Source organism: Achromobacter animicus (assembly GCF_040775605.1).
Lineage (GTDB): Bacteria > Pseudomonadota > Gammaproteobacteria > Burkholderiales > Burkholderiaceae_B > Achromobacter > Achromobacter animicus.
Genome location: NZ_JAYGJK010000001.1, coordinates 2,980,298 through 3,003,946, shown reverse-complemented (window position 1 = coordinate 3,003,946; position 23,649 = coordinate 2,980,298). Strand labels below are relative to the sequence as shown.

Here is a 23,649-nt window from a genome sequence, read left to right as displayed (position 1 = left end):
ATGGATCCGTCCCAACTGACCCGTATCACCGGCGGCCAGCCGACACCGCTGGGCGCCACCAGCGACGGCCTCGGCGTGAACTTCGCCGTGTTCTCCGCGCACGCCACCCGCATCGAGCTGTGCATCTTCGACCCCAAGGGCCGCAAGGAATTGCGGCGCTTCGACCTGCCCGAATGCACGGACGAAATCTGGCATGGCTACCTGCCGGATGCGCAGCCCGGCCTGCTGTATGGCTACCGGGCCCACGGCCCGTACGATCCGCAGAACGGGCACCGCTTCAATCCCCACAAGCTGCTGCTGGACCCGTACGCCCGCCAGTTGAGCGGGCCGCTGCACTGGAGCCCCGCCCTGTTTGGCTACCGCATGAATCACTCGCGGGCGGACATGAGCTTTGACCGCCGCGACAGTGCGCCCGCCATGCCCAAGGCCATCGTGGCCGATGAAGTCCCGTTCAACTGGGGCAACAGCAAGGCGCCGTGCACCTCGTGGAACGACACCACCATCTACGAGGTCCACGTGCGCGGCGCCTCGATGCAGCGCGAAGACCTGCGCCAGCCGCTGCGCGGCACCTGCGCCGCCCTGGCCGATCCGCATTTCATCGAACATCTGCAACGGCTCGGTGTGACGGCGGTAGAGCTGCTGCCCGTCTATGCCTTCCTGCAGGACCACTTCCTGACCGAGCGCGGCCTGCGCAATTACTGGGGCTACAGCACCCTGTCGTACTTTGCGCCCGAGCCCGGCTACCTGATGCAGCACCCCAACGAGCTGCGGCTCGCCATCCGCCGCCTGCACGCGGCGGGCATCGAGGTCATCCTGGACGTGGTCTACAACCACACCTGCGAAGGCAACGAGATGGGGCCGACCTTGTCCTGGCGCGGCCTGGACAACGCCAGCTATTACCGCCTGATGCCGGGCGAAGAGCGCTACTACATCAACGACACCGGCTGCGGCAACACGGTCAACATGTCGCATCCGCGCGTGCTGCAGATGGTGACCGACTCGCTGCGCTATTGGGCCACGTCCTACGGCGTGGACGGCTTCCGCTTCGACCTGGGCGTGACGCTGGGTCGCGAGGGCAACGGCTACGACCCCGGCTCGGGGTTCTTTGACGTCATCCTGCAGGACCCGGTCCTGTCCAAGCTCAAGCTCATTTCCGAGCCGTGGGACATCGGTCCGGATGGCTACCAGCTGGGCAACCATCCGCCCGGGTTCGCGGAGTGGAACGATAAGTTCCGCGACACCACCCGCCGCTTCTGGCGCGGTGACGAGGGCATGCGCGGCGACATGGCGGCCCGGCTGTGCGGGTCGCGCGACATCTTCGATCGCCGCCATCGCCGCCCCTGGTCGACCGTCAACTACGTGGCCTCGCACGACGGCTTCACGCTGGCAGACATCGTCAGCTACGACGGCCGCCATAACGAGGCCAACGGCGAGGACGGCAACGACGGCCATTCCGAGAACTTCAGCCACAACTGGGGCGCCGAAGGACCCACCGACGATCCGCAGATCCTGGAGACGCGCGGCCGCGTGCAGCGCGCGCTGCTGGGATCGGCCATGCTGTCCGACGGCACGCCGATGCTGCTGGCCGGCGACGAATTCGGCAACAGCCAGGAAGGCAACAACAACGCCTACTGCCAGGACAACCCGATTTCGTGGCTGGACTGGACGCAGGCGCAGAGCGACGCCGGCCGCGCGCTCAGCCGCTATGTCGGCCGCCTGACCGCGTTGCGCCGCGCGCATCCCAGCGTGCGCAGCGCCCGCTACGGCGATGCCGGCCAGGAGATCCTGCCGGGCATCCCCGCGATTTCCTGGTTCGACGCTTCCGGCGGGCAGCTGGACGGTCCGGCCTGGGAAGCGGAGCAGGAACGCGTGATGGGCTTGCGGCGCGCCGCGCAGCGCCCCGAAGGCGGCGCCGACGTGACGCTGTTGCTGATGAACCCTACCCACGAAGCGGTCACCTTCACGCTGCCGGAGCCCGCGATCGCCTGGTCGCTGGAGCTGGATTCGGACAAGCCCGCCGCGCCCGCGCCGTGGGACGAGCCGACCGTGACGGTGGCCCCGCATAGCCTGGTCCTGCTGGCCCAGCGTGCGGAACCCGGAGAAGCGCCATGACGCATCCGTATTCCTATGGCGCGATTCCGCTGGAAAGCGGCGTCACGCGCTTCCGGCTGTGGGCGCCCAGCGCCCCGCCCGGTCTCGCGTTGGAGGTCGAGGGCCATCCGCCCATTCCGATGCGCCCCGGCCAGGACGGCTACGCGCAGGCCGACGTGGACTGCGCGCCGGGCACGCGCTACCACTATCGGCTGGACGACAACACCGTCATGCCCGATCCCGCCTCCCGCCTTCAGGACGGCGACGTGCATGGCGACAGCATCGTCGTGGAGCCTGGCGCCTACCGCTGGCGCCATCCGGAGTGGACCGGCAGGCCGTGGGAAGAAACGGTCATCTACGAGGTCCACGCGGGTCTGGCCGGCGGCTACGCAGGCCTGATCGCGCGGTTGCCTGAACTGGCGGCCATGGGCATCACCATGCTGGAACTCATGCCCATCGCCGATTTTCCCGGCGAACGGAACTGGGGCTACGACGGCGTGCTGCCGTATGCGCCCGACACGGCATACGGCTCGCCGGACGACCTGAAACAGCTCATCGACGCAGCGCATGGCCACGGCATGGGCGTGATGCTGGACGTGGTCTACAACCACTTCGGGCCGGACGGCAATTATCTGTCCGGCTACGCCGCGCCCTTCTTCCGCACCGACATCGATACGCCGTGGGGCGCCGCCATCGACTTCCGCCAGGAAGCCGTCAGCACGTACTTCAAGGAAAACGCGCTGTACTGGCTGACCGAATACCGCTTCGACGGCCTGCGTCTGGACGCCGTCCACGCCATCGCCGGACACGAGTGGCTGCACGAGCTGGCCCGCTTCGTGCGCGATGGCGTCTCGGCCGAACGCAACGTGCATCTGGTCGTTGAAAACGACGACAACCGGGCCAGCCTGCTGCGCGGCGACTTCGAGGCGCAATGGAACGACGATGCGCACCATGTGCTGCACCATCTGCTGACCGGCGAATCGCGCGGCTATTACGCCGACTACGCCGAGGCGCCCGCGCAGGCGCTGGCCCGCTGCCTGGCCGAGGGCTGGGTGTACCAAGGCCAGCCGTCGCCCTATCGCGGTGGCCAGCCGCGGGGCGAGCGCAGCGCGGACCTGCCGCCCACCGCCTTCGTGCTGTTCCTGCAAAACCACGACCAGACCGGCAACCGCGCACGCGGCGAACGGCTGACCGCCCTGGTCGACAACACCCAACGGCTGCGGGCGGCCGTGGCGCTGCAACTGCTCGCGCCGCAAATCCCCTTGATCTTCATGGGCGAGGAACGGGGATCGCGCGCGCCGTTCCTGTACTTCACGAGCCATACCGACCCGGAACTGGCGCAGGCCGTGCGAGACGGCCGACAGCGCGAGTTCTCGGCCTTTCCGGAGTTTGCGGGCGACTCGCCCACCGCGCAGCTGCCCGACCCGAACGACGAAGCCACCTACCACGCCAGTTCGCCCTGGCAGGACGAGCCGGATGCGGCCGAGTGGATGCGCGACTATTCCGCGCTACTGCAACTGCGGGCGCGGTCGATTGCGCCGCGCCTGGCGGGTGCGGTCAGCCTGGGTGCCGCGGCGGTCGGCGATCGCAGCGTGTTCGCCCGTTGGGAACTGGCCGACGGTGCCCGCCTGACGGTCTACTCCAACCTGGGACCCATGCCGCAGACCGTCCCGGAATCGCTCATGCCCGGCCCGGACGTGTTCGCGACGCTGTTGTTCGAATCACCCCCCGGCGGACGAGACCGCCTCGCACAAGGCGAGCTGTGCCCGGATTGCACCGTGTGGCTGCTGGAGGAACCGGCATGAAGCGCGCCAAGGCCGAGCCGGACGGCTTATCCGCATTGGCCCAAGACGCCGGCATCGCGGAGCACTGGTCGGATGCTCGGCAGCGGCCGCAACAGGTGTCGCCCGATACGTTGCGTGCGCTGCTTGCCGCCATGGACCTGCCGGCCGCCACGGCCCGCGATATCGAGGACAGCCGCCGCCGGCTGGCGGAGCAGGCCGCGGACGCCCTGCCGCCCATGGTGGTGACGCGCTGCAACGCCCGCACCGCATTGCCCAAGACGGCGCGCGGGCCGTATCGCATCCTGTGCGAGTCCGGCCGCATCCTGGACGGCCACATACAGGCGGGCGCGGACGGCGTGCCCTGCCTGGTTGCGCCTGACGAGCCCGGCTACCACCGGCTGCTGCTGACATCGGCCGAGGCGACGCTGGCGGTTGCCCCGCAAAAAGCGCCCAGCCTGGCCGACCTGACCGGCGCGGCCAGCCCGCGCTGCTGGGGTCTGGCCGCGCAGGTCTACAGCCTGCGCCAGGATGCGCATGCCGCCGTGCCGCGCACGCACGGATTCGGCGATTTCGGCGCGCTGCGCGAACTGGCGGTGGCCGCCGCGGAGCAAGGCGCCGACATGCTGGCCATCAGCCCTGTCCACGCGATGTACACGGCACAACCCGAGCGCTCGAGCCCGTATTCGCCGTCCAACCGCCTCTTCCTGAACGTGCTGTACGCGGCGCCCGGCTCGGTGCTGGGGCAGGACGCGATGATGCGCGCGCTGTCCGGCGTGGAGCCGGCCGAACTCACCGCGTTGGACGGGCTGGATCTCATCGATTGGCCGGCCGCCGCAGCGATCCGGCTGCGGGTGCTGCGCGCGCTGCATGCGGAGTTTGAGCGCAGCGGCGCCGTCAGCCAGCGGGCGCGCTACGCGCAGTTCTGCGAAGACCGCGGGCAGGCGCTGCGCGACCACGCAACCTTCGAGGCACTGCATGCCGCGCAGCGCGCGCCGGACGGCACCATCCCGCCGTGGCAGAAATGGCCGGCCGCCCTGCGCGATCCGGCCTCTTCACAGGTCAGGCGTTTTGCGCAGGACCATCCGCTTGAAGTGGATTTTCATCAGTTCGCGCAGTGGCTCGCAGCGGAAAACCTGGCCGCGGCACACGCGGCCGGCCGAGAGGCCGGCATGCGTCTCGGCCTGCTTGCCGACCTGGCAGTGGGCGCCAGTCCGGACGGCAGCCACGCATGGAGCCGGCAGGCCGACCTGATGCGCGGCATGTCGGTCGGCGCGCCGCCTGACATCTACAACCCGCTTGGACAGGGCTGGGGCCTGACCGCGTTTTCGCCGCGCGCGCTGCACGCGAACGGCTACGCCGCGTTCATCGAGATGCTGCGCGCGGTGCTGGCCCACACGGGCGGTGTGCGCATCGATCACATCCTGGGCATGGCGCGGCTGTGGCTGGTGCCGGAAGGCGCGTCGCCCGCCGACGGCGCCTATCTGCGCTACCCGCTGGACGAGATACTGGCGCTGATTGCGCTGGAGGCGTGGCGCCACCGCGCCTGCGCCATCGGCGAAAACCTGGGCACGGTGCCCGAAGGGTTCGACGACCGGTTGAAGGACAACGGCGTGCTTGGTATGAACGTGCTGTGGTTCATGCGCCAGGCGCCGCAAGCGCAGCCGGAAGCGGGGGCCGAAGGTGCGAAGGCGCCACGCTCTCATGCTGCGGGTGCAGAAGACGTGGGCCCGGACGAAGTGGACGCCGAATCGCCTGCCGGATTCACGCCGCCCGCCGAATGGCCCGAGAACGCCGCCGCCATGACCACCACCCACGACCTGCCGACCCTGCTCGGCTGGTGGAAAGCGCGCGACATCGACTGGCGCGTCAAACTGAACCTGCTGGGCGCCGACGACGACGAGGCAAGCCTGCGGGCCGCCCGCGCGCAGGACCGCGAGATGCTCTGCCGCGCCCTGGACCTCGATGTCGAAGCACCGCCCGACGAGGCGCCGGTCCCCGAGCTGTTGCGCTTTGTGTCGTCCAGTCCGTGCCCGCTGTTGCTGGTGCCGATGGAAGACATCGCCGGCGTGCTGGATCAGCCGAACCTGCCGGGCACCATTGATACCCATCCCAACTGGCGCCAGCGTTTGCCCTTGAGCATCCGCGCGACCTTTGCAGACCCCGCCGCGCAAATCCGCCTGGATGCCGCGCGCGCCGGAAGGAGACAATCTTGAGCACACCGCTAGCCACCGCCCGCCTGCAACTGCATGCAGGATTCACGCTCGATGATGCGTGCGCGCAGGTGGACTATTACGCAGACCTGGGCGTCAGCCATCTGTATCTGTCGCCCATCACGCGCGCGCGCGAGGGCTCCACCCACGGCTACGACGTCATCGACCATGCCGTCGTCAGTCCGGAACTGGGCGGCGAGCCCGCCCTGCTCCGCCTGGCCAGCGCCGCACGCGCACGCGGCCTGGGCCTGATCGCGGACATCGTTCCCAACCACATGGCGGCGAATCCCGCGAACGCGTGGTGGCGCGACGTGCTGGCCAATGGACCGGCAAGCGCGTTCTCGGGCTACTTCGATATCGAATGGAACCCGCCCGCGCCGGCACTGCGCAACAAGGTGCTGCTGCCGGTGCTGGGCGACCCGTACGGCGCGGCGCTGGAGCACGGCGCCATCACGCCGCAATGGGACACCGGCGCGTCCACCCCCGAGCTGGACGTGCATGGACAACGCTTCCCGCTGACGCCGTCGTCCGTGCCGCGCGGCGCCGAGAGTCAGGCCTGGCTGCGCGAGCACGACCCGGCTCAGCCCGGCGGGCGTCAGCGCCTGCATGAACTGCTGGAACGCCAGCACTACCGTCTTGCGTGGTGGCGCACGGCGCCGGACCAGATCAACTGGCGGCGCTTCTTTGAGATCAGCGAACTGGTCGGCGTGCGCGTCGAGGAAGAAGCGGTGTTCGACGCCGTGCACGCGCTGGTCCTGCGGCTGTACGCGCAAGGCGTCCTCGACGGCCTGCGCATCGACCATATCGATGGGCTGGCGTCGCCGGGCGGGTATCTGCGCCGACTGTCGGCGCGGCTTGAGCAGGCCAACGCCAACCGCCCCGCGGCGCTGCGCCAGGAGCAGCCCTACCTTGTGATCGAAAAGATCCTGGCGCATGACGAGGCGCTGGACCCGCGCTGGCTGACGGACGGCACCACCGGCTACGACTTCATGGATCAGGTGAGCGCGGTGCTGCACGACCCGCAGGCCGAAGCGCCGCTGCGGGAGTTCTGGCAAACACTGACCGGCGATGAGCGCGACCCCGCCGAGCAGTTGCGCGCAGCGCGGGTGCGCATGCTTGCCCGCCATTTCCCGGCGGAACGGCAGGCGCTGGTGCGCTGCCTGGAACAGATCGCCGCTCGCGACCTGCGCACGCGCGACTGGACCGCCACGGCGATCGACCGCGCGCTGAGCGCCCTGTTGGCCGCCTTCCCCGTCTACCGCACCTATGCGGAGGACGAGGGCCGCAATCCGGCAGACGCGCTGCAGCGCGAGATCGCGGTCGAGGGCGCGGCGACGGCGATGGCGGCCCGCGAAGGCTCCGCCGACACGACGCTGCTGGCGCAGCTTGCGCAGTGGTTGAACGGCGAAACGGATCACCCCACCGCCCTGCGCCGCTTCCAGCAATTGACGCCACCGCTGGCCGCCAAGGCGCTGGAAGACACCCTCTTCTACCGATACGGCCCGCTGCTGTCGCGCAACGAGGTTGGCGCGTCGCCGGGCTGCTTCAGCCTGTCCGCCGAGGACTTCTTCGCCGCCAGCGCCGCGCGCGCGCGGACGCATCCCCGCGCCATGCTGGCCACCGCCACACACGACCACAAGCGCGGCGAAGATACGCGGATGCGGCTCGCCGTCCTGACCGAGATGCCCGACCGCTGGCAGGAAGCGGCGCGGGGCTGGATAGACGCATTGCCCGGCGGCATCAGCCGCGCAGACCGCTACATGCTCATCCAGACGCTGATCGGCGCCTGGCCCTGCGAATGGCGTGCGGACCCGGCCGACTGGGCGCCCGACGCCCTGCAGCAATGGCTGGACCGGATCGGCCAATGGCAGGAAAAGGCCCTGCGCGAGGCCAAGCTGCACACGAGCTGGACCGATCAGGATCCCACCTACGAAGCCGCCGCGAAAGAATGCCTGGCATGGCTGGGCGGTGATCCCGAAGGCCGCCGCGTGCTGGCCAGCATTGCCGCCTTCGCGCTCGACATTGCGCCAGCCGGGATGGTCAACAGTTTCACGCAGACGCTGCTGCGCAATACGTTGCCGGGCGTGCCGGATCTTTATCAGGGCACGGATCTGTGGGATTTCAGTCTTGTCGACCCCGACAATCGCCGGCCGGTCGATTACGCCCTGCGCGCCAAGCTGCTCGCGGATGGTTCGCACGACGTAGCGATGGACCTGTCCGAATCGGCCTGGCGCACGGGTGCGGTCAAGCAGGCGTTGATCCACCGGGTGCTGATGGCCCGCCAGCGGGCACCCGAGCCTTTTGCGGGCGGCAGCTTCCAGGCTGTTTCGGCGCAGGGCCCGCAAGCCGGTCACGTGCTGGCTTATGTGCGCCAGCACGGCGGCCAGACCGCCCTCATCGTCGGCGCGCGGACGTGCGCGCTGCAGTTGGCCGGATACGCGCGGGGCGATGCCGCCGGGGCGCGAGGATTCTGGGGCGACACGGCGCTGCGCCTGCCCGACTGCATCCCCGGCCTGTCACTGCACGACGCCCTGACAGGACGCCGTGTGCGCGCTGGCGCCGACGGGCTGCTGCCGATGATGGAGCTGCTTCGCGACGGGCCAGCCGTACTCTGCCTGTCTGCCTAGGGCGGCGGTCAACAGCTTCCAAATGCAATTCGGCCCCGGACGCGTCACGGAGGGGGACGCGGCCGGGGCCGTCAAGTACTACGCAAACAGCCGCGCGCTGGTCACACGGCTTGCGTAGCCAACGCCTTTAGCGCTGATTCTTGTTTTGCTGACCGGAAGTCTGACCTTGCTGATTACGGTCTTTTTCCATTTGCTGGCCAGCTTGGCCGGGCTGCTGACCCGGCTGGTTGCGATCCCGGGGATTTTCCTGGGATTGTTGCTTTTGCGGTTGCTTCTGCTGGTCGGGTTGGTTCTGGTTGGCCATTACACGTCTCCTGAATAGAAGCGGAGATATTCCGCACTTATCCTTGAGCAACCGCCGTGCCCAACCCGGTGCGCTGGGGGAAGCGGGGATGGCTGTTTCCGGGGACGGAGGCAGCGGGCGGAATTCCCGCGCCGATCGGTAAAAACTACCCTTGCACAGGCGCTACAGCAAGGTGGAGTGCACAACCGGGCGGCCCGGTTCCGCTTCCTGGCTGGGACCGTCGAACGCATCCAGCCAAGACGACGCATAGGCGGCGGGCGCCGCCAGCGGCTCGCCGCCGTCCCGCTGCGTGCGCAGGCGCAGAATCAATTCGTCCAGCGGCATGGGACGGCCCAATGAGAACCCCTGCCCATAGCGGCATCCGGCCGCACGCAGAGCGGGTATGTCGGCCACGTTCTCCACGCCTTCCGCGACCACGCGCCAGCCCAGGCGGGTCGCCAGCTCCGCAGCCGTGCGCAGAACCTCGAAGGCAACGGCGCTGCGCCGCATGCGCGTGACGAAATACTGGTCGATCTTCACTTCGGACAGGGGAAGCGCGGACAGCAGCTTCAGTGACGCATGGCCGGTGCCGAAGTCGTCCAGACTGACCTCGCAGCCCGCCTCTTCCAGTCGTAGCAGCGACGCGCGCAGCACGTCCAGGTCGTGGATGGGCTGGTCTTCGGTCAGTTCGACGCGCACCAGCGACGGGGGCAATTCCGCGGCGCGTACGCGGTCAAGCAGGAAATCCACGCAGCGCAGTTCGGACAGTGTCGTGGCGGGCGCGTTGATCGCCAGCGGCACGGCCACGCCGACGCGGCGCAGCGTCTGCAGCGCGTCGATGACCCGCACGCATACGCGCTCAAACAGCATGCCGTCCAGCCCCAGCCGGTTCACCGCGGGGATGAAGTCGGCAGGCATGACGATGCCCAGTTGCGGATGCTGCCAGCGCACCAGCGCTTCGGCAGAAACGATGCGACCTGTGAGCAGGTCGACTTGCGGCTGCAAGAGTACGCGCAGCCCATCACGTCCGGTGACCATGGCGGTAATTTCCGCATCGCTGACCACGGGTTGTTGGCAAGACTCGGTATTGATCATCGGCTTGCTCCAGATGCGTCCCGACAGGTTGCCTGCGCTGTCCGGGCGCAGATCGGGACACGATATTGACGCATTCTGCGCTCTCCACGCCATAAAGTCACACACATGTAACCAACGGTGTTAAGGTGCGCAAATTCATGTTTGGCGCGGGTTTCCGGGCGGCTCGGGTGCCGCTTCGTCCGGCCGTTGTGCCGCGGGTCTCCGCCGCGTGGTGCAATCTCCCGCCCTTGTCTTGTCGACATGGTAGGGTTGCCATCTTTCCGGCCTGCCCAGCCAATTTTTCCGCTGCATTTCATCCGCGTGACTAGTCTGCTTACCCGTTGGCGCGCCTCCCTGCGCAATGTGCTGTGGCTCGATGCCCTGCAAGCTGCCGCCATCAGCGCGGCCCCCGTCATCCTTGCCGTGCTGGTGCACGAACCGCGCCTGGGCTGGACCGCCATCGCCGCGTTCTGGGCCTGCTTCGGCGACCCCGGCGGTCCGCTGCGCAAGCGCGCCGGATCGATGCTGGCGCTGGGCCTGATCGGCGCCCTGTACTGCCTGCTGGCCAGCGCCAGCGCCTCACATGTCTGGTTGCTGTTGCCGCTGACATTTGTGTGCTGCACCTTCGGCGGACTGCTGCGCGTGCTGGGCCCCGCCGCCGCCATCGTGGGCACGCTGCTGTCGGCCGGCTTCGTCGTGGCCGCCGAGCTGCCGGCCCCGACGCTGACCGAAAGCCTCTGGTACACGTTGTTCTTCCTGGCGGGCGCGGTGTGGGCAATTTTGATGACGGCGCTTGTCTGGCGCCGCCGGCCCTGGAAGGACGCCACCCATGCGGTCGCCCACTGCTACCGGGGTCTCGCGGACTTTTCCGATGCGCTGGCCCGCATGTATTCCGGCCTTGCGCCGGCCGCGGGGCCGCAGGCCTGGAGCGCCGTCGTCCGCCCGCAGCGCAGCGCCCAACGCGCCGCGCTGGAAGCCGCCCGCGTCCGGATCCGCGAAGTGCTGGACGCCCGCCCGTCGCGCCGGGCCCGCGCGCATCAATTGCTTTACCTGCTGGACAGCGCCGAGGACAGCTTCATTGCGCTGGTCGCCGCCGCCGACCTGCTGGAGTCCAATGCGCCGCGCTGGCTGGGCCGCAGCGCCGGGGCGCACCTGTCGCACGCGCTGCATCGCTACGCCAGCGTCTGCAACGCGATCGCCAGCACGTCCGACGTCAGCGACGCCAAGCAGGCCGAGTGCCTGCGCGAGCGCCTGGCCCACTACAACGCCGGACTGCGCGACCTGCGTGGCGGGGCCATGGCTTATGCGCCGGACTTGGCCTCCGTGGTGCCGGTGCTGGACCGCCTGCTGCACAACGCCCAGGCGGTCACGCAGTCGCTGTTCGATCTGGGCGCGACCCCCGCCGCACCCGCGCACCGCGCCAGCGATGGCACCGGCGCCCGGCAGGCCTGGCGCACGCTGCGCCAGAACCTGCGGTTTGAATCCGATGCCTTCCGCCATGCGCTGCGGGTCGGCGTGGGCGCCACCATTGCCGTGGCGCTGTCCAAGACCTTTGCCGTCAACCACGGCTATTGGATGTCGCTGACGCTGATCTTCATCCTGCAGCCCTACTTTGCGACGACCTGGCAGCGCACTGTCGAGCGGGTGATAGGCAGCGTGGCCGGCGCCATCAGCGCCTCGTTGCTGGGCCTGTTGCTCACGACGCCGCTGTCCGTGGCGCTGGCGGTCCTGCCTATCGCGCTGGGCACGTTTGCCGCGCGCACCGTCCACTACGCGCTGTACACCTTCTTCCTGACGTCGCAGTTCGTGCTGGTCAGCCACATCCAGCAGCCCGAGATCTACGAGCCGACGCTGGCCGCGCTGCGCGCGTTCAACAGCGTGCTGGGCGGCATCCTGGCGCTCTTGGTCGGCTTTCTGGTCTGGCCCGAGAAAGAGCCGCGGCAGCTGGCCGGCGCCCTGGCGCGCGCGTTGCAGCGGCATGCCGATTACGCCCTGGCGCTGGCCCAGGAAAAAAGCGGCGACGCCGCTTCCCGCGACATCGTCGGCCTGCGTCGGCTCGCCTGCCTGTCGGCCGACAACGCCGAGGCGTCGCTCCAGCGGCTGCAGCAGAATCCGGTGCATCGCGACCGTAACGTGGACACCGCCGTGAACCTGCTCAACGCCATGCGCCGCATTACGGCGGCGGGCACCGTGCTGGAGATCCAGCCAGCGCTGCCGCCAGAATCGCCGGCGGCGGCCGCACTGCGGGACTACGGCGCGGTGCTGGCGCACGTGCTGCATCCGGAAGGCTCCGGCCCGGTCCCCGAGGCCCGCGGGATGGCGGTGCCCGCTGTCATTGCCGAAGCCGAACCGGCGCTGGCCGCGCCGCTCGACCGCATCGCACAGCAGGCGCGTCAGATCCGCCAACTGCGCGACCGCGTGCAGCGCGATCCGGCGCCGCAATAGCCGCGTGCAATAGGTGCTTGCAATGGCGGCTTGCATTGAGCCGGCGGGGCGAAACTCAAACCGGCTTGATGCGCATCAATAGAGCGCCCTGGTTAAACGGCAACCATACGGACATGGCTTGTTTAACCAAGGAGGCCCACCATGTACCGCCGCATTTCCGTCCACCTGGACCACGGGTTTGACTGCAAGCGCCGCACCGCGCTGGCGCTGGAACTGGCCAAGCGCCACAAGGCCGAACTGGTGGGGGTCTACGCCAGCTCCGCGCCGCCGCAGTACTACTACGGCGAATCCGTCATGATGTCGCGCACGCTCAATATCATGAAGAACCTGCAGGCCCAGAACCGCGGCGAGGTGCAGAACGCCTTTCTGGAATCCGCCGCCATCGCAGACGTACCGGCCGTCGTCCGCGCCGGTGAATCCTCGCCCAGCGCCACCGTCGCCCTGCACGGCCGCGCCAGCGACCTCATCATCGTCAGCCAGCAAAACCGCGACGATGTCGAGGCCGCCCACGAAAACGAATTCGTCGAACAAACCCTGCTGACCGCCGGGCGTCCCGTCCTGGTGGTGCCGTCCAGCGGCGAATTCCCGGTCGTCGGCGACCGCGTCCTGCTCTGCTGGGACGGCAGCCGCGAAGCCGCCCGCGCACTGGCCGATGCCACCCCGCTGCTGCAAGGCGCCTCGCATGTCGTCGTGCTGACCATGGACGAAGGCGCGGCCACCCGCAACGTCGAATCCATCCCCTTCGAAGATCTGGTCACCTACTTCGTGGCGCACGGCATCTCCGCGCCGGACCACGTGCGCCGAGACATCAAGGGCGTTGGCGTCGGCAGCACCATCCTGAACGCCGCCGCCGATTACAGCGCCGACCTGATCGTCATGGGCGCGTACGGCCACAGCAAATTCCGGGAATGGGCGATGGGCGGCGCCACCGCCTCCATTCTGAAGAGCATGACGGTGCCGATCATGTTCTCGCACTGAGGGCGTAGCCCGCAAAGACGCCGACGCCGCATCCACAAAGGGCGCGGCGTCGGCGTATTCAATATTGGCGCATCCGCCGGCGCCATACTCGCGCCGGCAATCGGCCGCGCGGCGTTACGCAGCCACGAGGTTCGCGTCCCGCACCGGCGTCAGCACAGGCTTGCCGGCAAAATGCGCCGTGGCGTTTTCCAGGAACAGCGCCACGGTCGCCGCCACCGCTTCCGGCGAACGCCCTGCGCTGTGCGGCGTCAACACCACGTTGTCCAGCTGCTTGAGCGCATCGGGAATGGTCGGCTCGCCGTCCACCACGTCCAGTCCGGCGCCGGCAATGCGCTTCTCGGCCAGCGCGGCAATCAACGCGTCCGTGTCGACAACGCTGCCGCGCGCGATGTTGATCAGATAACCGTCCGGACCCAACGCCTCCAGCACGCCGGCGTCCACCAGATGATGCGTGCCGGCGCCGCCGGGCGTGGCCACCACCAGAAAATCAGACCCGGCCGCCAGCGCGCGCGGATTGTCGAAATACGTGTAGCCGGACTCAGGACGGGCGCGGCGGTTGTAATACCCCACGCTCATGCCGAAGCCGTTCGCGCCGCGACGGGCGATTTCCAGGCCGATCGTGCCCAGGCCCAGAATGCCCAGCCGCTTGCCGCTGACCTGCGGGCCCATGAACCCGCTCCAGTGCCCCTGCCGGACCCAGGCGTCAGCCTGTGGCAGCCGGCGCGCGGCGCCCAGCAGCAACGCCATCGCGTGGTCGGCCACGGATACAGCGTTTGCGCCGGGACCATTCGTGACCTCGATGCCACGCGCGTGCGCCGCAGCAAGGTCGATATTTTCATAGCCGACACCCAGCGAGCACACGATGCTCAATTGGGGCAGCGCCGCCATTTCATCGGCGCGCAGGCCGGTGGCGCCGCGCGTCAGGACGGCACGAATCCCGGCGCCGTGGTCCTCGATGGCCTGGGCGCGGGTCTGGTCGGTGGTGGCGAGGATCGGGCGAAAGCCCTGGGATTCGATGACGGGAAGATAGTCCTGAACGCTGTCGATCAGGATCAATAAGGGGATGCTCATGTCGGGCTGCGGGTCTATGTGGGTTGCTGCTGAAACCCGCAGATCTTACGCCCGACGCGGCGCGCGCGCCAGGACTGGCGCCGTGATGGCCCACCGATGCGGCGTGTGCCGCCGCAGTCCATCCTGATGCGGCCCGCCAGACGCGCGCACGCGCCCGGCGGCCGTCAGCGCGTCAAGGCGCTATATGCGTCCCATCAGCAGCAACACAATGAGCACGATCACGACGATGCCAAGCAGGCCGCTGGGGTAATAGCCCCAGCTACGGCTATGGGGCCACGCAGGCACGGCGCCGATAAGCAGCAGGATCAGGATGATCAGCAGGATGGTCGACATAATGACTCCTTGGTCTTATTGATTCGAGTTGTGTAAGAGCGACGCCTCAAGCGTCTTTCGGCGGCACGATTTCCTTGACCGGCGGGGACAGCGGCGGCAGATCCACGTCCGGCTCATCGGTATCCGGGTCCACGGGCAGGTCGCCCGGCGGCGAGCCGGGCGGAATCGGGTCCGGCTTCGGCGGCACATGTAGTTGCAGGACGGTTTGCATTGCACTCTCCTCTGAAGATTCTCTCGCGGGCGGCGCTGCCGGTCCGGCGGGCGGTTCCGGTAGCACGATTGCCGACAACGCCTTCAGCAAGCGCCGTGCCCAAACCCGCGCGCCGCCCGGCGCGGGGCGTTCGGGAACGCGGCATGCTGGGTCGGGGCGCTACCGCGCGCACCCGGAGATTGAATGAGCACCCGCACGCAAAAGGACCCGGATCCCCTGCCCGTCGAAGAGGCGGCGCTGACCTATGTGGACGACACGGAACCCGGCTACACCCGCGTGCGGGTCAATGGCCATACGTTCCACTACCTGGACGAGAAAGGCGCCCGTATCACCAACGAATCGGAAATCCAGCGCATCAACGCGCTGGCGATTCCGCCGGCCTACGAAAACGTGTGGATCTGTCCGTTGAAGGATGGGCACCTGCAAGCCACGGCGCGCGACGCGCGTGGCCGCAAGCAGTACCGCTACCACCCGGATTGGACGGCGGTGCGCGATGCCACCAAGTACAAGAATCTCCTGTCCTTCGGCCATGCCCTGCCGCGCATCCGGCGCCAGGTCGAGCGCGACATGAAGATACCGGGTTTGACGCAGGACAAGGTGATTGCCGTACTGGTGCGCCTGCTGGAGATCACGCTGATCCGCATTGGCGGACGCGAATACGCGCGGGCAAACAAATCCTACGGCCTCACGACGCTGACGCGCCGCCACACCACCGTGGCCGGCAGCCGCTTCCGGTTCCGGTTCCAGGGCAAGAGCGGCGTGGCGCACGACGTCACGGTTACGGACCGGCGGGTCGCCCGCATCATCAAGCAATGCCTCGACATCCCAGGCCAGCAGCTATTTCAATATTTGGATGCGGACGGCGACAAGCGTCCGGTGGATTCGGGCGCGGTCAACGCCTACCTGCGCCACGCGGGCGGCGGGGAATACACCGCGAAACACTATCGCACGTGGGCGGGGTCGGTCATGGCCTATGCCGCGCTGCAGGCGCGTCCGTTCGAGGACGAGCGCCAAGCCAAACAGGAGGCCGTGGACGTCATCAAACAGGTGTCCAAGCGTCTAGCCAATACGCCGGCCGTCTGCCGCGCGTGTTACGTGCATCCGGCGATCATGGAAGCCTACCTGACCGGCACGTTGCCGGCCCGCAAGGCCGCGCCGGCGGGTCCACGCGGGCTCAGCGCCGACGAGCGGCGCCTGCTCGCTTTCCTTCATGAACAGCAGGCGGCCGATGCTTAATCAGAAGATCGACGAGCGCGCGTTTTTGGCACGGGGCTGCGGCGCGGAACCGTCGGCCCAGTTCGACTCGGTCTTGTTGTCGACCACTTCGCGCTTGTCGCGGGCGGCCTCGTCGGGCGTATCGGCATCGGGTTTGTCCGGTAGATTCGGCACGTCGACGGGACCGCTCGGCGGCAGTATCTTAGCGTTGTCCTGCGCGGAGTTGTCGGCGCGCGCCGACGGGGTGGATTTGGGTGCGGACGAAGGTTTCATGGTGGTCTCCAGCCAGTGCGAACCTTCATCCTACGGCCCCTCGCCCGCTGGACAAACTGTCAAGACCTTCAAATTGCAAGCGGATGTGCCGCCGGGCGCCCTGCCCTTGTGTGGCTGCGCGGCGTCGGCCGTTCACAAGGAGATGCAATGCGAGACCCAAACTTCGAGCAATGTGTGCAAGCCTGCTATGAATGCGCGGTGGCGTGCGACCAGTGCGCCGCGAGCTGCCTGCGGCAGAATCCGGCGCAGCTCAGGGCCTGCATCGCCTTGTGCGTCGACTGCGCGGCAGTCTGCCGGCTATGCGCGGCCATGCTGGCGCGCGATGGCGAATTTGCGCAAGCGCTGTGCACGTTGTGCGCGCTGGTCTGCGATGCCTGCGCGCGCGAGTGTTCTACGCACGAATCCGAAAAGTGTCAGATCTGCGCGGGCGCCTGCATTGCCTGCACGCTGGCATGCCGAGACATGGTCGAGGCGTAAGCCTCGCCCCGCCACGCGGCCGTCCGGGCCGGCCGCGACGGCGCATTTTCCGCCCGACAGTCAAGGAGCTTTCGATGGCCACGACGAATACCCCTATGCCTTCCGACTTCCCCGAGAACGGCCCCGACAATCGTGGCGCCTACAGGCGCTCGCGGCATCCGGAAAGCTGGATCGACGAGTTGGAAGCCACACTCAGCGACAGCTCGGCAACTGACCTTGAGGCCTTGAAGGCGCGCCTGGGCGACCAGCTTCAAGCCACGCGTCAAAGCCTGCGCGACGCGTCCGACAACGCGCATGACCTGATGCGCGAAACCCTGGATTGCACCGAGGAATACATTCACGCGCGCCCCTGGCAGGCAGTCGGGCTGGCGGCGGGTGCGGCGTTTCTGCTCGGCATCATCGTCGGCCGTCAGTAGCCGGTCGGCACGGTCGCCGGGAACGGCGTTTGCTTGACTCCCGGGCGCAAGGCGCATCCCGCGCCGCCCAATGGGAGAAAACATGAGCACACCCAAGAACGCCCAGACCGGCGACCGCCCGCACCCCACGCCGCCCATGCCGGGCCAGCACCTGGACGAACAGCCAGGCGTTGAAGCCGACATGGTGCTCAAACCGCAGTACCGGGCGCCCGGCTACAAAGGCAGCGGCAAGCTGCAGGACAAGGTCGCCATCATCACCGGCGGCGACTCCGGCATTGGCCGCGCGGTGGCCGTGCTGTTTGCGCGCGAAGGCGCAGACGTCGCGGTGCTGTACCTGAACGAACACGAAGACGCCAAGGAGACCAGCCGCGCGGTCGAGGCCGAAGGCCGTCAGTGCCTGCTGATCCCCGGCGACGTGCAGGATTCAGCCTTCTGCAACGAAGCGGTGGCGCAGGTCGTCAAGCATTTCGGCAAGCTCGACATCCTGGTCAACAACGCCGCCTTCCAATTGCATACCGACACGCTGCCGGAAATCAGCGACGAGAAATGGGACAAGACGCTGCGCACCAACATCACCGGCTATTTCTACATGGCACGCGCGGCGCTGGAACACCTGAAGACGGGCGACGCCATCATCAACACAGGATCCGTCACGGGCCTGAACGGCAGCGGCAAGCTGCTGGACTACTCATCGACCAAGGGCGCGATCCATGCGTTTACGCGATCACTCGCATCCAATCTGGCCGAGCAAGGCATCCGCGTGAATGCGGTGGCGCCGGGCCCCGTGTGGACACCCCTGAATCCGGCCGACCGAAGCGCCGAAGAGATCAAGTCGTTTGGCGAAAAGACGGACTTGAAACGCCCCGCCCAGCCCGAGGAAATATCACCGGCCTACGTCTTTCTGGCATCGCCCGAATGCTCGAGCTACATCACGGGCATCGTGCTGCCCATCACCGGCAGCGCGGGCGACTGAGCGGCCGCCGATCCCCCACCCACCCTGCCGCGCCGTGCGCCGGACTTCACTTTTCCGGCACAACAGAAGCCGGCGCGGCGCGGGACGCGGGGGACACGGGCGGCGCTTCCCCCTTCGGCGCGGGGTGGATCTTTTCACCATTGACGGCCGGCTCACGCTGCAGCGCGCGGCTCATCGCATAGTGATCTTTCAGCATCGGCAAGGTGCGGACCGCAAAATCACGCACCTGCGCGTCTTCTGACGCTTTCGCAGCAGTCTCAAACAGGCGGTTGGCGGTTGCGTGCGCGTCCACGGCGGCCTTCTGGATGTAAAGCTGGTCGAATGACGCGCCGGTCATGCCGCCCAGCTCGTGGAGCGTCGCGCGTTCAGGCTCGGCCGGCTGATCCGGCAGCGCCACGTTTTTCGCCGCGGCCAGCGCCTTCAGTTCTTTGTTTACCGCTGTGTGCTGTTCGAGCATCTTCGCCGCAAAAGCGCGCACCTGCGCATCCTGCGCGCGCTTGCCGGCGAGCTCGGCGGCCTGTACTTCAAACATGCCCGAGCCCGACGCCGCCTGCAGAAAGCGGGCGTCGGACGCGTCCAGTTCGGCGGCGTGGCTTACATGGCCAACGCCCGCCAGGACGACCGCAGCGGCCACAGCCGCCAGCGAGGGGATGGTAAATGGCTTCATTGTTCTGTCTCCGTGAGCGGCCAGCTGTCTCCGTGAGCGGCCAGGCGGCCTTCAGTTCGCGGTGGTCGGCGCTTCGACGCGGCGCGGCGGGTCCAGCGGATCGAAATCCTGCCATTTGCCGTCCTGCCAGCGGCCATTCGCGCGCTCGATGTCCGTGCCGCCTGCCGCGCGCAGAATCTGACGCGCCTGCTGTTCGCGCCCGATATCCACATGCAGCGCCAGCATCACGCCCGCCTGCCGCACCGGCGGATGGGACTTCTCCGGCTCGCCCGGCGCCGTGCGCACGCGTTTCTTGCGGCCGATCACCCACATGGCGCCCGCCAGCGCGCCGATATAAGCGCCCACGCCTGCTGCTGCGATGGTGATGAAGATGGACGCGGCCAATTGCGCGGCGATTACCCCCGCCACCAAGGCGAACACCAGGCCCAGCAGCGACGCGCCGGCCACTGCGCCGAAGTGCCCGCCTTTGGCGTCCGGATCAGCGACGCGGTCGCCGCCCAACGGAAAGCGTCCGTGCTCGCCTGCGATGCTGACGTAGAACGTGTGGATGTCGTCCTCGGTATAGCCCTCGGCAAACAGCTTCTGGGCGGCCAGCGTGGCTTCGTCGAAGGTCTGGAACCGTGCAGCGACAATCAAGGACATGACAATCTCCCGGTAGAAAATTCACCCAGCAGGAGCAACTTCCATACCCACGCGGCGCCGCTCGGTCCTTGTCTGGCCATCGCGGCATGGCGCTTGCTGCAATTCGGCGGCAAATGGCGACGTCCGCGGATGTGTCCTGGACGCGCTTTTCCCAACTTGGAGATCCCCCATGCCCCGTATCCCCGACACCGACCTGAACCTTGACGACAGCGGGCGGCCCGACCTGGGCCCAAGCGACTCTTCCGATTCGGCCAGCGACCTGCCGCTGGACCGCCGGCACACCGACAGCGACTCCCAGGCCACCGGCGAACGCGAGAGCGTGGAACCGGACTTCGTGGACGACGACGGTGCAGACGTCGCCACTGATCGCGTCACCGACGCAGACGAAGCCGGCATCTCGCGCGATGCGCCCGATCCCGTCCGCAATGGCGGCTAAGCCCGGCGTCTGCTTCGCGCGGCGCCAGCCGCGCAGCGCGAAGCGCAACGGTCACTTCCCTTCGGGCCGCTTCCCGGGATACTGACCGCCCTCTTCGAACTCAGGCCCTCCGCGGTTAGGCTTCTTGTCTGATTCACGCTTGTAGGGTTCTTCCTTGTCGGTCGGTTTATCCGCGCCGAACTGTCCGCTCTGATTCGACGCTTCCGTTTCGTCCTTAGGGGTGTTGGCCTTGGACTTTCCCGGCTGTTGTTCGTGTTGGGTCGTCATGAATGCTCTCCTTGAAACGCGCCCGTCCGAAGATGGCGGACAGGCAGCGGCTCAATGCGCAAGCGCCGTGCCTGAAAAACCTGGGCACGGCGCTTGCTCTGACCCTGGTCGGGTCCGCCAACTACCGGACCACTTTCCCAAGGAGTCAGTCATGAAGCTGTCCAAAACGATTTGCCCCGCTTTCGCCCTCTGCTTTTCGGTCCTCGCGTTCCAGGCCTCCGCGCAGACTGGCGCTGCCGGCGTTCGCACGAACGATCAGATCGACAACCAATACAAGATGGACAAAAAACAATGCGACGGCATGAAGGGCAACCAGAAGGATGTCTGCCAGCAACAGGCCGAAGCCACGCGCGACAAGGCCAAGGCAGACGCCAAGGCCGCCAAGGAAAAGGCCGAAGCCTCGCATGACGCCGCGAAAACGCGCAATGATGCCGACTATAAAGTCGGCAAGGAAAAGTGCGACGCCATGTCCGGTAATGCCAAGGACGCCTGCATGGCAGACCTGAAGACCCGCTACAACAAATAAGCGGGTCTAGGCGGATTCCCGGGACGGTCCACCCGCCCGGGAATTCTCGCCAGGCAGCGGATAGCCCGCTGCCGCGTATTCCTCAAGACGGTTGTAGAGCGTCTTGGGACTGATGCCCAGCACGGCAGCGGCTTGCTTTTTCACGCCGTTGCAGCGTTCGAGCGTCGCCAGGATAAGACGCCGATCGGCCTCTGCCAGCGTCTCTCCGACAGGCACGCTGACCTGACCGCCAGACGACTCGCCAGCAGGCGAGACCTGCGGCACCAGCATTTCCAGATCCAGCACATCGCCGTCAGCCATGATGAACGCGCGGCGAACAAAATTCTTCAGTTCGCGCACGTTGCCCGGCCATTCGTACTGCTCCAGTGCCGCGGCCGCTTCGGGCGAAAATGCCTTGTTCTTTCCGGATTCCTCGTTGAGCGTCTGCAGGAAGCGCTGGGCCAGAAACTGGATGTCGCTGCCGCGATCGCGCAGCGCCGGCAATTCGATGGGAAACACGCTCAGCCGGTAGTACAAGTCTTCGCGCAGCTTGCCTTCCTGCACCGCCTGTTCCGGATTGCGGTTCGTGGCGGCCACCACGCGGATGTCGCAGGCGATCTCGCGATTGGTCCCCACGCGCATGAACTGCCCTGTCTCCAGCACGCGCAACAGCTTGACCTGCAGGTCCAGCGGCATTTCGGTGACTTCATCCAGGAACAGCGTGCCGCCGTCCGCGCGTTCGAAGTACCCCTTGTGCTGGCGGTCGGCACCGGTAAAGCTGCCGCGCTCGTGGCCAAACATTTCGCTTTCGATCAGGTTGGGCGAAATCGCGCCGCAGTTGACCGCGATGAACGGCCGCTGGCGGCGCGGGCTGAGTTCGTGGATCGCATGGGCAGCCAGTTCCTTGCCGGTGCCGCTTTCGCCGATTAGCAAGGTGGTGACGGTGGTTGGCGCCACGCGCCCGATCTGGCGGTACAGCGTCTGCATCCGTTCGGACTTGCCGTACAGCTTGCCGAAACGGCCCGGTTCCTCGAAAGGCGTGCCGGGCAGCTCGCCGCCCGAATTGACCATGATGCGCTTGAGGATTTCTTCCAGGCGCTCCATGCAGATCGGCTTGACCAGATAGTCGGTCGCACCCAGGCGCAAAGCCTGGACGGCGTTGTCGACAGTACCGTGGCCGGTCATCACCACCACTTCCGCGCTACTCGCATTAACGTTCTTGAAAATGTCCATGCCGCTGCCGCCCGGCAACCGGACGTCAGTCAGCACCAGGTCGGGCGCTTGCCGTTCGAGCTGGATCAGGGCGTCCTTGACGCTGGCTGCCAGGGCCACCGAAAACCCGCTATCGCGGCCGATTTCGGCCAGTGTTTCTCGTATCGCATCGTCGTCATCGACGATTAGCAGGTGAGGCATGCTATCTCCGTATCCCTTCTATAACGCTCAGAATAGTCACTATGGGGGCGGCCAGTGCAAATATTTTTCGGATTCCACCAACGTTTTCCAATGCTTGCAACTCGTCGCAATCAGAGAGTAGGCTGCACTCTACGATGCACTTATTGCAGGCCCGCTTCCGGGACTGAGGATCAAGCATGGCTAGTCGAAATACCGCTACGCGCACCACCGCGCCTTCGCCCACTTCCGTGTTCGCCGACACCAGCGGCATGTCGCCGCAGATGCGAAAGCTGGGAAACCAGATCGCCCTTGCGGCGGCCACCGATGCAAGCGTGTTCATTATCGGTGAAAGTGGCGCTGGAAAGGAAATCGTAGCGCGGGCCATCCACGATGCGAGCGATCGCCGCGACCAGCCGTTCGTGGCGGTCAACTGCGGCGCGATCAGCGGATCGTTGGCGCATGCCGAACTTTTTGGTCACGAAAAAGGCAGCTTCACCGGCGCCGTGTCCCAGAATGCCGGCTATTTCGAGTTTGCAAGCGGCGGCACATTGTTTCTGGACGAAGTCACCGAAATGCCGCCGGACATGCAGGTGCACTTCCTGCGCGTGCTCGAAGTCGGCACGTATCAACGCGTGGGCGGTACCGACGTGCTGCGCGCCAATGTGCGCGTCATCTGCGCCAGCAACCGCGACCCCGCTGCATCCGTCGCGGACGGCCGGTTGCGTCAGGACTTCCTGCACCGTCTGCTCGTGATTCCGCTGCGCGTGCCGCCGCTGCGCGAGCGCGGCGACGACGCCCTGCTTCTTGCCAAGCAATTCCTGGACACGTTGAATGCGCAGCATGGCACGCAGAAGACGTTTTCGCCGCACATGCTGGAAGCGATCAAGGCGCACGACTGGCCGGGCAACGTCCGTGAACTGCGCAACGTGATCCAGCGCGCCTACATCATGGCCGACACGGAGCTGGACGCCGAGCTGCTCACGCGCAAGCGCGGCCCGAACCAGGCGCAGATGCGCGAAGGCTCGCTGAACTTTCCCGTTGGTATGCCGCTTGGCCGGGCCCAGCGCGAGTTCATCCTGGCCACGCTGGCGCATCATGCCGGCGACAAGCGCCTGGCCGCCGAGACGCTCGGCGTCAGTCTGAAGACGCTGTACAACCGTCTGGATGTCTATGAAAAGGACGAGCCCGAAGCGGCCGCCTGAGCAGTTATTACCACCCCCTTTGTAATACTGTCCCAGCATGCCGCGTTCCCGCCGCGGCTCCCCCCTTCAGATGGGGT

The 23,649-nt window shown here is 67.1% G+C and carries 23 protein-coding genes; 13 read left to right on the top strand and 10 right to left on the bottom strand.

Annotated features, from left to right (window positions below):
* Genes glgX through treY form a run of 4 tightly spaced genes read left to right on the top strand, consistent with a single transcriptional unit; the run spans position 1 to position 8,712 of the window.
* On the top strand, positions 1–2,112 hold the full coding sequence (glgX, locus tag AB3147_RS13615) for a glycogen debranching protein GlgX (RefSeq protein ID WP_367352139.1): 2,112 nt from the start codon (positions 1–3) through the stop codon (positions 2,110–2,112).
* Positions 2,109–3,896 (top strand): malto-oligosyltrehalose trehalohydrolase, encoded by a 1,788-nt coding sequence (gene treZ, locus AB3147_RS13610; protein WP_367352138.1) that lies wholly within the window; start codon positions 2,109–2,111, stop codon positions 3,894–3,896. Before glgX ends, treZ begins: the two co-directional genes overlap by 4 nt.
* On the top strand, positions 3,893–6,088 hold the full coding sequence (gene malQ / locus AB3147_RS13605; protein ID WP_367352137.1) for a 4-alpha-glucanotransferase: 2,196 nt from the start codon (positions 3,893–3,895) through the stop codon (positions 6,086–6,088). The genes treZ and malQ overlap by 4 nt, the downstream gene beginning before the upstream one ends.
* Positions 6,085–8,712, top strand: a complete 2,628-nt coding sequence (treY, locus tag AB3147_RS13600; RefSeq protein WP_367352136.1) for a malto-oligosyltrehalose synthase — start codon at positions 6,085–6,087, stop codon at positions 8,710–8,712. Before malQ ends, treY begins: the two co-directional genes overlap by 4 nt.
* Before the next feature lie 127 nt (positions 8,713–8,839).
* Here treY and AB3147_RS13595 read toward each other — a convergent pair whose 3' ends face one another.
* Both AB3147_RS13595 and AB3147_RS13590 read right to left on the bottom strand, forming a co-directional pair.
* The gene (locus AB3147_RS13595; RefSeq protein WP_175136540.1) at positions 8,840–9,016 is read right to left on the bottom strand and encodes a hypothetical protein; all 177 of its coding nucleotides are present in this window, start codon (positions 9,014–9,016) and stop codon (positions 8,840–8,842) included.
* Positions 9,017–9,178: 162 nt separating this feature from the next.
* Positions 9,179–10,090, bottom strand: a complete 912-nt coding sequence (locus AB3147_RS13590; RefSeq protein WP_367352135.1) for an EAL domain-containing protein — start codon at positions 10,088–10,090, stop codon at positions 9,179–9,181.
* A 300-nt stretch (positions 10,091–10,390) separates the two neighbouring features.
* Here AB3147_RS13590 and AB3147_RS13585 point away from each other — a divergent pair, with 300 nt between their 5' ends.
* A complete protein-coding gene (locus AB3147_RS13585; RefSeq protein WP_367352134.1) occupies positions 10,391–12,514 on the top strand; it encodes an FUSC family protein in 2,124 nt (707 codons plus the stop codon).
* A gap of 141 nt (positions 12,515–12,655) precedes the next feature.
* The gene (locus AB3147_RS13580; protein WP_175136543.1) at positions 12,656–13,492 is read left to right on the top strand and encodes a universal stress protein; all 837 of its coding nucleotides are present in this window, start codon (positions 12,656–12,658) and stop codon (positions 13,490–13,492) included.
* 114 nt (positions 13,493–13,606) lie between these two features.
* On the opposite strand, the gene AB3147_RS13575 is transcribed toward AB3147_RS13580, so the two are convergent.
* The 3 genes from AB3147_RS13575 to AB3147_RS13565 form a co-directional block, all read right to left on the bottom strand.
* A complete protein-coding gene (locus tag AB3147_RS13575; RefSeq protein WP_367352133.1) occupies positions 13,607–14,563 on the bottom strand; it encodes a 2-hydroxyacid dehydrogenase in 957 nt (318 codons plus the stop codon).
* Positions 14,564–14,743: 180 nt separating this feature from the next.
* The gene (locus AB3147_RS13570) at positions 14,744–14,896 is read right to left on the bottom strand and encodes a DUF3309 family protein (protein WP_076520934.1); all 153 of its coding nucleotides are present in this window, start codon (positions 14,894–14,896) and stop codon (positions 14,744–14,746) included.
* Between the two features lie 46 nt (positions 14,897–14,942).
* A complete protein-coding gene (locus tag AB3147_RS13565; protein ID WP_167427925.1) occupies positions 14,943–15,107 on the bottom strand; it encodes a hypothetical protein in 165 nt (54 codons plus the stop codon).
* A 183-nt stretch (positions 15,108–15,290) separates the two neighbouring features.
* Here AB3147_RS13565 and AB3147_RS13560 point away from each other — a divergent pair, with 183 nt between their 5' ends.
* Positions 15,291–16,343 (top strand): DNA topoisomerase IB, encoded by a 1,053-nt coding sequence (locus tag AB3147_RS13560; protein WP_175136545.1) that lies wholly within the window; start codon positions 15,291–15,293, stop codon positions 16,341–16,343.
* On the opposite strand, the gene AB3147_RS13555 is transcribed toward AB3147_RS13560, so the two are convergent.
* Positions 16,344–16,595, bottom strand: a complete 252-nt coding sequence (locus AB3147_RS13555; RefSeq protein WP_367352132.1) for a hypothetical protein — start codon at positions 16,593–16,595, stop codon at positions 16,344–16,346.
* 147 nt (positions 16,596–16,742) lie between these two features.
* Between AB3147_RS13555 and AB3147_RS13550 the strand changes: the two genes are divergently transcribed.
* From AB3147_RS13550 to AB3147_RS13540, 3 genes are all read left to right on the top strand, one after another.
* Complete coding sequence (locus AB3147_RS13550) at positions 16,743–17,072, top strand: four-helix bundle copper-binding protein (protein ID WP_239213350.1); 330 nt, start codon at positions 16,743–16,745, stop codon at positions 17,070–17,072.
* A 95-nt stretch (positions 17,073–17,167) separates the two neighbouring features.
* Positions 17,168–17,488, top strand: coding sequence for a DUF883 family protein (locus tag AB3147_RS13545; protein ID WP_224776797.1), 321 nt, complete (start codon positions 17,168–17,170; stop codon positions 17,486–17,488).
* Positions 17,489–17,570: 82 nt separating this feature from the next.
* Positions 17,571–18,461: an SDR family oxidoreductase gene (locus AB3147_RS13540; protein ID WP_239213352.1), complete on the top strand. Its 891-nt coding sequence runs from the start codon at positions 17,571–17,573 to the stop codon at positions 18,459–18,461.
* A 46-nt stretch (positions 18,462–18,507) separates the two neighbouring features.
* Here AB3147_RS13540 and AB3147_RS13535 read toward each other — a convergent pair whose 3' ends face one another.
* Together AB3147_RS13535 and AB3147_RS13530 are read right to left on the bottom strand one after the other, a co-directional pair.
* Positions 18,508–19,095 (bottom strand): DUF4142 domain-containing protein, encoded by a 588-nt coding sequence (locus AB3147_RS13535; RefSeq protein WP_367352131.1) that lies wholly within the window; start codon positions 19,093–19,095, stop codon positions 18,508–18,510.
* 84 nt (positions 19,096–19,179) lie between these two features.
* Positions 19,180–19,770, bottom strand: a complete 591-nt coding sequence (locus tag AB3147_RS13530) for a hypothetical protein (protein ID WP_175121594.1) — start codon at positions 19,768–19,770, stop codon at positions 19,180–19,182.
* 169 nt (positions 19,771–19,939) lie between these two features.
* Between AB3147_RS13530 and AB3147_RS13525 the strand changes: the two genes are divergently transcribed.
* A complete protein-coding gene (locus AB3147_RS13525) occupies positions 19,940–20,206 on the top strand; it encodes a hypothetical protein (RefSeq protein WP_175136549.1) in 267 nt (88 codons plus the stop codon).
* Between the two features lie 51 nt (positions 20,207–20,257).
* Here AB3147_RS13525 and AB3147_RS13520 read toward each other — a convergent pair whose 3' ends face one another.
* Positions 20,258–20,473, bottom strand: coding sequence for a hypothetical protein (locus tag AB3147_RS13520; RefSeq protein WP_175136550.1), 216 nt, complete (start codon positions 20,471–20,473; stop codon positions 20,258–20,260).
* A gap of 151 nt (positions 20,474–20,624) precedes the next feature.
* On the opposite strand from AB3147_RS13520, the gene AB3147_RS13515 reads away from it, so the two are divergent.
* Positions 20,625–20,999: a hypothetical protein gene (locus tag AB3147_RS13515; RefSeq protein ID WP_175185471.1), complete on the top strand. Its 375-nt coding sequence runs from the start codon at positions 20,625–20,627 to the stop codon at positions 20,997–20,999.
* Positions 21,000–21,005: 6 nt separating this feature from the next.
* Here the strand turns inward: AB3147_RS13515 and AB3147_RS13510 are convergent, their stop codons facing one another.
* Positions 21,006–22,391, bottom strand: coding sequence for a sigma-54-dependent transcriptional regulator (locus AB3147_RS13510; protein WP_175136551.1), 1,386 nt, complete (start codon positions 22,389–22,391; stop codon positions 21,006–21,008).
* A 176-nt stretch (positions 22,392–22,567) separates the two neighbouring features.
* On the opposite strand from AB3147_RS13510, the gene AB3147_RS13505 reads away from it, so the two are divergent.
* Entirely contained in the window at positions 22,568–23,572 is a 1,005-nt protein-coding gene (locus AB3147_RS13505) for a sigma-54 interaction domain-containing protein (RefSeq protein ID WP_255595686.1), read from the top strand.
* Positions 23,573–23,649: the final 77 nt, after the last annotated feature.

Bases quoted from the DNA above. Each gene is read 5' to 3' on its own strand.
- AB3147_RS13520 (WP_175136550.1), bottom strand. From the start codon at position 20,473: ATGACGACCCAACACGAACAACAGCCGGGAAAGTCCAAGGCCAACACC.
- AB3147_RS13510 (WP_175136551.1), bottom strand. From the start codon at position 22,391: ATGCCTCACCTGCTAATCGTCGATGACGACGATGCGATACGAGAAACA.
- AB3147_RS13515 (WP_175185471.1), top strand. From the start codon at position 20,625: ATGAAGCTGTCCAAAACGATTTGCCCCGCTTTCGCCCTCTGCTTTTCG.
- AB3147_RS13545 (WP_224776797.1), top strand. From the start codon at position 17,168: ATGCCTTCCGACTTCCCCGAGAACGGCCCCGACAATCGTGGCGCCTAC.
- AB3147_RS13560 (WP_175136545.1), top strand. From the start codon at position 15,291: ATGAGCACCCGCACGCAAAAGGACCCGGATCCCCTGCCCGTCGAAGAG.
- AB3147_RS13575 (WP_367352133.1), bottom strand. From the start codon at position 14,563: ATGAGCATCCCCTTATTGATCCTGATCGACAGCGTTCAGGACTATCTT.
- AB3147_RS13595 (WP_175136540.1), bottom strand. From the start codon at position 9,016: ATGGCCAACCAGAACCAACCCGACCAGCAGAAGCAACCGCAAAAGCAA.
- AB3147_RS13530 (WP_175121594.1), bottom strand. From the start codon at position 19,770: ATGTCCTTGATTGTCGCTGCACGGTTCCAGACCTTCGACGAAGCCACG.
- AB3147_RS13570 (WP_076520934.1), bottom strand. From the start codon at position 14,896: ATGTCGACCATCCTGCTGATCATCCTGATCCTGCTGCTTATCGGCGCC.
- AB3147_RS13550 (WP_239213350.1), top strand. From the start codon at position 16,743: ATGCGAGACCCAAACTTCGAGCAATGTGTGCAAGCCTGCTATGAATGC.
- AB3147_RS13555 (WP_367352132.1), bottom strand. From the start codon at position 16,595: ATGAAACCTTCGTCCGCACCCAAATCCACCCCGTCGGCGCGCGCCGAC.
- AB3147_RS13540 (WP_239213352.1), top strand. From the start codon at position 17,571: ATGAGCACACCCAAGAACGCCCAGACCGGCGACCGCCCGCACCCCACG.
- AB3147_RS13525 (WP_175136549.1), top strand. From the start codon at position 19,940: ATGCCCCGTATCCCCGACACCGACCTGAACCTTGACGACAGCGGGCGG.
- malQ (WP_367352137.1), top strand. From the start codon at position 3,893: ATGAAGCGCGCCAAGGCCGAGCCGGACGGCTTATCCGCATTGGCCCAA.
- AB3147_RS13565 (WP_167427925.1), bottom strand. From the start codon at position 15,107: ATGCAAACCGTCCTGCAACTACATGTGCCGCCGAAGCCGGACCCGATT.
- treZ (WP_367352138.1), top strand. From the start codon at position 2,109: ATGACGCATCCGTATTCCTATGGCGCGATTCCGCTGGAAAGCGGCGTC.
- glgX (WP_367352139.1), top strand. From the start codon at position 1: ATGGATCCGTCCCAACTGACCCGTATCACCGGCGGCCAGCCGACACCG.
- AB3147_RS13580 (WP_175136543.1), top strand. From the start codon at position 12,656: ATGTACCGCCGCATTTCCGTCCACCTGGACCACGGGTTTGACTGCAAG.
- AB3147_RS13590 (WP_367352135.1), bottom strand. From the start codon at position 10,090: ATGATCAATACCGAGTCTTGCCAACAACCCGTGGTCAGCGATGCGGAA.
- AB3147_RS13505 (WP_255595686.1), top strand. From the start codon at position 22,568: ATGGCTAGTCGAAATACCGCTACGCGCACCACCGCGCCTTCGCCCACT.